This is a genomic window from Photobacterium sp. R1 (assembly GCF_054600795.1).
Genome location: NZ_BAAHZP010000725.1, coordinates 1 through 255 on the forward strand (window position 1 = coordinate 1; position 255 = coordinate 255).

The 255-nt window shown below is 47.8% G+C and carries 1 protein-coding gene; it reads right to left on the reverse strand.

What is annotated here, in order from left to right:
- Nucleotides 1-47: 47 nt before the first annotated feature.
- Nucleotides 48-255, reverse strand: a 208-nt coding sequence (locus tag ACYP03_RS26985; protein WP_459782806.1) for a GNAT family N-acetyltransferase, incomplete at its 5' end; no start/stop codon positions are given.

Sequence of the window (255 nt, forward strand, 5' to 3'; positions counted from 1 at the left end):
GAGTCTAGCAAAGTCGCCAAAACATGATGGCAGGCAGAGTCTGCCTGTCAGCCATTGACATCAAGAAAGTATGGCGTTGTTTCTGCTATAAATTTAAAGCCATGCTTTTCCACAATTGGCCGGCTCATAGCCGATGCATCGATAGTGAGATACTGTATACCGCGTTGTCTGGCATCATTGATCCTCTGGTGCAGTAACGCCGTGTAATAGCCTTTGCTCCGGTATTCAGATAATGTGCTTCCCCCCCAAATGCCG